General features: G+C 57.1%; 5 protein-coding genes. 2 read left to right on the top strand and 3 right to left on the bottom strand.

All coding sequences use genetic code 11. The annotated features are described in order from the left end of the window. The first annotated feature begins 230 nt into the window (after positions 1–230). The gene (locus tag SGJ19_21890) at positions 231–2,501 is read left to right on the top strand and encodes a PEP-CTERM sorting domain-containing protein (GenBank protein MDZ4782910.1); all 2,271 of its coding nucleotides are present in this window, start codon (positions 231–233) and stop codon (positions 2,499–2,501) included. Positions 2,502–2,685: 184 nt separating this feature from the next. Beyond that, positions 2,686–3,537 (top strand): hypothetical protein, encoded by an 852-nt coding sequence (locus tag SGJ19_21885; GenBank protein ID MDZ4782909.1) that lies wholly within the window; start codon positions 2,686–2,688, stop codon positions 3,535–3,537. Between the two features lie 492 nt (positions 3,538–4,029). Here SGJ19_21885 and SGJ19_21880 read toward each other — a convergent pair whose 3' ends face one another. The 3 genes from SGJ19_21880 to SGJ19_21870 all read right to left on the bottom strand — a co-directional run bounded on the left by SGJ19_21880 (position 4,030) and on the right by SGJ19_21870 (position 5,551). Further along, the gene (locus tag SGJ19_21880; protein ID MDZ4782908.1) at positions 4,030–4,494 is read right to left on the bottom strand and encodes an HAD-IA family hydrolase; all 465 of its coding nucleotides are present in this window, start codon (positions 4,492–4,494) and stop codon (positions 4,030–4,032) included. 6 nt (positions 4,495–4,500) lie between these two features. Continuing rightward, on the bottom strand, positions 4,501–4,686 hold the full coding sequence (locus SGJ19_21875; protein MDZ4782907.1) for a hypothetical protein: 186 nt from the start codon (positions 4,684–4,686) through the stop codon (positions 4,501–4,503). 76 nt (positions 4,687–4,762) lie between these two features. After that, on the bottom strand, positions 4,763–5,551 hold the full coding sequence (locus SGJ19_21870; protein ID MDZ4782906.1) for a hypothetical protein: 789 nt from the start codon (positions 5,549–5,551) through the stop codon (positions 4,763–4,765). Between the last annotated feature and the right edge of the window lie 305 nt (positions 5,552–5,856).

Raw genomic sequence — 5,856 nt, 5'->3', positions numbered from 1 at the left:
GTCAGCATGGCATGAATGTGCGATATACCCCTGTTGTTCAGGGGTTTGGCGCAAATCGCGTGCCACTACGGGGAAGTCATCTGGGAAATACGGGTTAAATGGCTGGTCGTCCTTGGACCAATCAGTCATCACAAATACCTTGCATTCCCCAGGCGCTCATGACACTATGTCTGGCATGTCTCAGCTGTTGTCAGACATCAAATGGCCCAGATTGGCTTGAAGGACACGTTATGCTTGCACGTTCCGTACTCCGTGTCGTCGCGATGATCTGCTTGTCCTACTGGTCTGGACCGGCGACGGCCTCCATCAAGACGATCGCACTCACCACCGACTCGACTCCGGAAGCCAACGGCCAGTTCGGCGCGTTCAGCGTCACGAACGCGACGGCTCCGGTGTTGAACAACGCTGGCGATGTGGTGTTCTGGGCGGGCCTGTTTAACACCAGCGGCGCGGGGAATGACGATACAGGCATCTACCTGTTCGACGGCATGACCATCCGCAATGTCGTTCGCGAACACGGCTCGGTTCCCGAGGGCAGCGGTCGTTTTAACGTGCTGAGCGACATTCCCAGCTTGAGTCCCGGCGGACAGGTTGCCTTCGATTCGTCATTGCGCGACACGCCGTTCGACACCAATGTCGGCACTTACCTCGATGACGGTAACGTGCTGATCAACCTCGCCCGCCGCGGAGATTTGCTTCCCGACGGCGATGGCGCATTCAGTCAGTCGCTTAACACTACGGTCAACTCCGTCGGTCATGTGAGAATCAAGGCTAGCTTGGTAAGCACCAGTGGCGGCGCGAATAATGATCTTGGCGTCTACCTTCACGATGGCAGCGGCCTCATTAAGCTGGCCCGGGAAAATGAAGCCGTACCCGAAGGCAACGGCCTGTTCTCCGATTTCTTCGATTTCAAACAGGGCTACAACGACGCTGACCAAGTAGCGTTCCAGGCTTCGTTGCGTCAAACCAGCGGCGGTAGCATGGACGACGAAGGAATTTACCTTCATAACGGCGCAGAACTGGTGAACCTTGTTCGCGAGAACACGGCTGCTCCTGAGGGCAATGGATTGTTTGCCGGCTTTCCCGCTACGGCGATGGTGAACTCTGCTGGCCAAGTGGCGTTCGCGGCGTCGCTGCGAAATACGAGCGGCGGGACCATCGACAACGATGGTATTTATCTGCACAACGGCACTGTGATTGAGAAACTTGCTCGCGAACACGAGAATGTGCCTGAAGGCGAGGGGAAGTTTGCCGGTTTTGACTTTCCCGTCGTGAACGACGCTGGTCAGGTCGCGTTTACCGGGTACTTGCGAAACAACTCCGGCGGGTCAAATAGCGACAGCGGGATCTATCTGCACAATGAAAACGGACTCCTCAAGTACCTTCGCGAAAACGATAACGTGCCCGAAGGAAACGGTCGCTACGATTCCTTTGGCCGACTGCAGCTGAATGCTTCCGGCCAGGTTGCATTCAAGGCCTTCTTGCGCGGCACCAGCGGCGGAGTGAGCGATGATAATGCGATCTATGTGACGGATGGAACCGAGACGGTCAAGGTAGCCCGCGAGGGAGATATGCTGGAAGGCGCGGCGATCACGTTCGTGGAAACGACCGGCGGCTATGCCGGCGACCTGGGTCAGCGAAAGAGCTTCAACGATTTTGGCCAGGTTGCGTTCCGCGCGGTACGAGCGAACGGGAGTCAAGGGATTTTCCTATTCACACCGGAGATCCGCTGGCGCTCAAGCCTGAGCGGTTCATGGGACGCGGCCTCGAACTGGACCTTGAGCCTGCCACCGGGCGCACCCCACAATGTGACGATTAACTCGGTTGAATCTTTAGTGATTGCCGGCCCTGCCTCCGAAGTGACGATCCACTCATTGACGGTGGGCGATGGGATCGATTCAGTAGGGTCAACTCTCAACTTACTAGCTGGTTCGGTGTTGAATGCCGTGGATGCGATTCAACTTCACAGCGACGCCATGCTCGGCTTCGAGATCGGCGGAACAGACTCAGGAGATTTCTCCCGCTTGACGAGCGCTGGCATCGCCACTCTCGGAGGTGTCATTGCAGTCCAGCTTATCGATGGCTTTCAGCCCGAAGTTGGGGACATCTTTTCCATTCTCGCGGCCAGTGGTGGCGTTACAGGCATGTTTGAGACAACGCCTGACGATCTGCCCGCACTGCCCGGTGGGCACAAATGGGAAATCAACTATGGTGTGAACGACGTCACATTGTCTGTCGTAACCGACGGAGTCATTGGCGACACGAATGGCGATGGGGCAGTCAACATCGAAGATCTCAACAATGTCCGCAACAACTTCGGCGGAACTGGCCTTGGAGATACCGACGCTAACGGCACTATTGACATCAGCGACCTCAACAACGTGCGTAACAACTTTGGTGTTGGCAGCGCCAATTCCGTCCCCGAGCCCAGCACCTACGCCCTCGCCACCATCGGCCTGATCGGCACAGCCGGTGCCATCCGTCAGCGGAAGCGTCGCTAGTTGTTCAAACACGGAATAACTGCGGATACCGTCCTTGGCTGGATGGGCATTTCTCCACGACTGTTTAGCGTTTCCGCCAACGTGTGCCCCATTGGCGACATATTGGCTACATTCGCGTCTTGCCAACACGCAACGCGCGAGATCCCCAGACTCCAGGACGCCCACTGGGCAAAGGCGAAGACCAATGACGTTTCCATCCGCAAAACTTGCCGCGCTGGCAGCCGCGATTAGCTTGACAACCTTGGTCGCTGTGGCCGCCCAGCAACGGAAACGGCCACCTGGCCAGCCGGACTTCAAGCCATTCACCGGGGCCTTAATGGTTCGGCAGGAAGGAGGCCAGCTCTATTACAAGGTGTTTGTGTCGCAAGGCGCGGTGATCGGCGGTTATGAGGGCTTTGGCGACAACCAGTTTCAATATCATCGCGCTGTCGGAGGTTGGTTCGACGGCCAGCGATTGTCGCTGCTGATGCAGGCGTCGGATTATAACTGGGGCGATAAGTGGTTTTCGCATTGTCATCAATTCGAGCGCCAAGGCGACAAGTTCGTCCTGGTGCATACGCTGTATGGCTTCGGTCGCACGCTGCAACTCGGCGGTGTCCATACACCGCACGTCCTGGAGCAATTGGAAGAATTGCCAGAAGAGACGGTTCGCCGTCTGGCGGCATCGATGATCGCTGGCAAGGCGCTCACGGTGTTGAATGTGGAAGATCCGCTCATGCAAACACTGGCAGACTTGGAAGGCGCTGTGGGCGACGCAAATCTGGAAGCGGTGGACGACCTCTTAGGCGAGGAATTGCGCCGGAAAGACAATGGCAAGTTGCCGCCGCCACTCGCGGCATTGCGCGACAATGTGGTGCAACGCAACGAGCAAGACAATGTGAGGGGACTCTTGGTGCAATTCAAGAACGTTCGCAAGCTAGTCACCGCCGACATGGTCGTCTATGACGGCAAGGCGGAACAGGTAATGCCAGTCGAATTCACGATGGAGCACACCGCTGACGGTTGGAGAATCGTGGACGCGAAACTGACAAAGTAGCTTGCCGACACTGGGGATGAGATGAGTTGGTGATGGCCTTCGTCTTCCCCGGGCAGAACCCTCTTCGAAACAATGCACGCGAGAGCGCAAGAGATAAGTCGCTGAACGGCAAGAGAATGCGGGGTTAGAGTACGGTTCGGCCGGTCCAAAGCGATCGGAACCGCCAACGAATCGAGCCGCTCGGGCTTAATATAAGTAGCCGCAACGGCTCTTAAGCGGCGAGTACTCTTTCTCGCCGTTGGGAAAACAGAACTGGCGGTTAACAGATGCGCGAGCGCGCCGTCGACTCAGGAATAACATCGGCGATTAACGCAGGCACACGGTGCCTGAGAACCCCGCATTCGCAGAGCTGCTTCCCACCGGTTCCGCCCGCTTGAAGACGCGCTTTTCCATCTACTAGACCGCCGGGTTGCACGAAAAGCCGAAGTCGTGACGACGGCCTTTTCCTCGACGACTGGGCAGTTAGCGGTCATCACAAGCCGCGACGACTGGTCATGAAGTGGCAACGCTATGTCCCCGAGAACTCAGGACTTGCGAGCTCCAAGTGACCCCGCACGCAATTAAATCGGTGATGAGCTGTTCTGGTGACTTGAATTGAATCGCTCGCAAGCCAACCTGGCGCGCCCGCTCCACGTTGAGCGCACGGTCGTCGATGAACAAGCACTCCGTCGCGGCTCGCTGGCTTAGATGAAGCGCCAGCTGGTAGATTTCAGGTTCCGGCTTGCGACGTCCGACGAAGCAGGAGCTGATAAAGAACGTGAAATAGTCGCGCAACTTGAATCGCTCAATGCGGTGCGCGTTCAGCTCGAAGGACTCGTTGTTGAGCGTGGCCATCAAGTATCTCCTCTCCAGGGCCAGGCGGCTTAAGACATCCAGGCTGCCTGCGAGAGGAACCGAGCTGTCGAACATGTACTCCTTAAACTTCGTGGAATCGAAAGACCGCTCTCGGTGGAACACTGTGCACTAGAGATAATTGTCCAAGGTGATGCGCCCGACTTCGAAGTCGTAGGCAACCAGGTCGTGACGTTCCTGAAAGTCGTCCCAGTCGAGCCCAAACCGGTCAGCCGCCTGGCGGCGCAAGGCACGGTCCCAGCCGTTCGAAAGCAGCACGCCGCCCACGTCCCAGAAAAGGGTCGTGATCTCAGTCATCGTCGCCCCTTTGCGAAAAAGCAGCGTTTTCGATTTGCGGACATCAACGCTCCGATGCCGAAGCTACGCAACAGTCCTATCGCCAGTATGTTACGGTAGCGATCAAGCAAGGGTACGCAGCGGGAAAGCTCCAAAGAAAGCTGTTGAGGCCCATCATTGTGGCACAACCAAGATGAAACAAGAATCCGATCGCCAGTGCAATCGTCAGCACTTCCTGTGGCCCGAAGATGGCGAGCGGAAACAGCGTTTCAAACAGAATGACGGCCCAACACCCGCCCCAGGCTACAGTTTGATGCTCTTCCAACAGTCGTGTTGCCCAAGGGTTTCCGTGCGTTTCGGTCGAGAGTATGAGTCGAAGTGCCTCACCACGCCGCCAGATCGGTGACACAAATTTCGCAACTCCGGCAGCAAAATACGAAAGGCACAGTTGTGCAGAAATGAACGTGACACTCGCGACAATCCGCGAGTCCTCGTGCCAAGGAAAGACCGCTAACGCGGCGGCCACCATGATAATCGTCGCCATCTGCTCAGCTCCATCGCCTCCCAACAAACGACGGTAGCGTACCAGTATCGTGGCCGAGAGGCACATAAGGAGCGACAATCGTCCGGCAATTGACAGGGGTCCGAGGAATACCAGCGCCAGGGCACTGAGAGTTTGCAAGAGCAAGGCTGGGCGAAGAAGGCAGTCCGCCCATCGCGACCAGCGGCGGCTGCGCCCGAATGCGGCGGACGACTCCAGACTGAAGACGCCGTTGGCCGTGAAATGTGGCGAAATCTGCAACATCTCTAGTCCAGAGATCACCACGCCTATGGCGGACAGCCGTACTGACAAATCGAGAGCGAACTCGGGATCAAACGTCGGCACGATGCGCCTCGGAAACGAACAGCACTTCGAGACGTCGTTCGCTCTCGAATCCTTGGGTGCCCACCACGGCAAATTGCCTCTTAAGATTGAGCGTGCCCGGTTGCCTAGAAGCCATCACCCACGTCAAAATTGCCAAGTAAGGGCCGGAAAGTAGCACCGTACGCTCCGCTACGGACTTATCGTTAGTCGCCGTCATAGTCGCTATTGTGTAACCGTTAACGGAAGCGCATCGTCTGTCGGGGCTGACCGTCGGGGCGTTTACCGGTTGGCGGTGGGTCCTCGGGCTTCGGCGCGCAGGCGGAGTT

The sequence above is a fragment of the Planctomycetia bacterium genome, from assembly GCA_034440135.1.
Classification (GTDB): Bacteria; Planctomycetota; Planctomycetia; order Pirellulales; family JALHLM01; genus JALHLM01.
The sequence above is the reverse complement of the archived record's forward strand: the minus strand, read 5'-3'. Positions and strand labels throughout refer to the sequence as shown.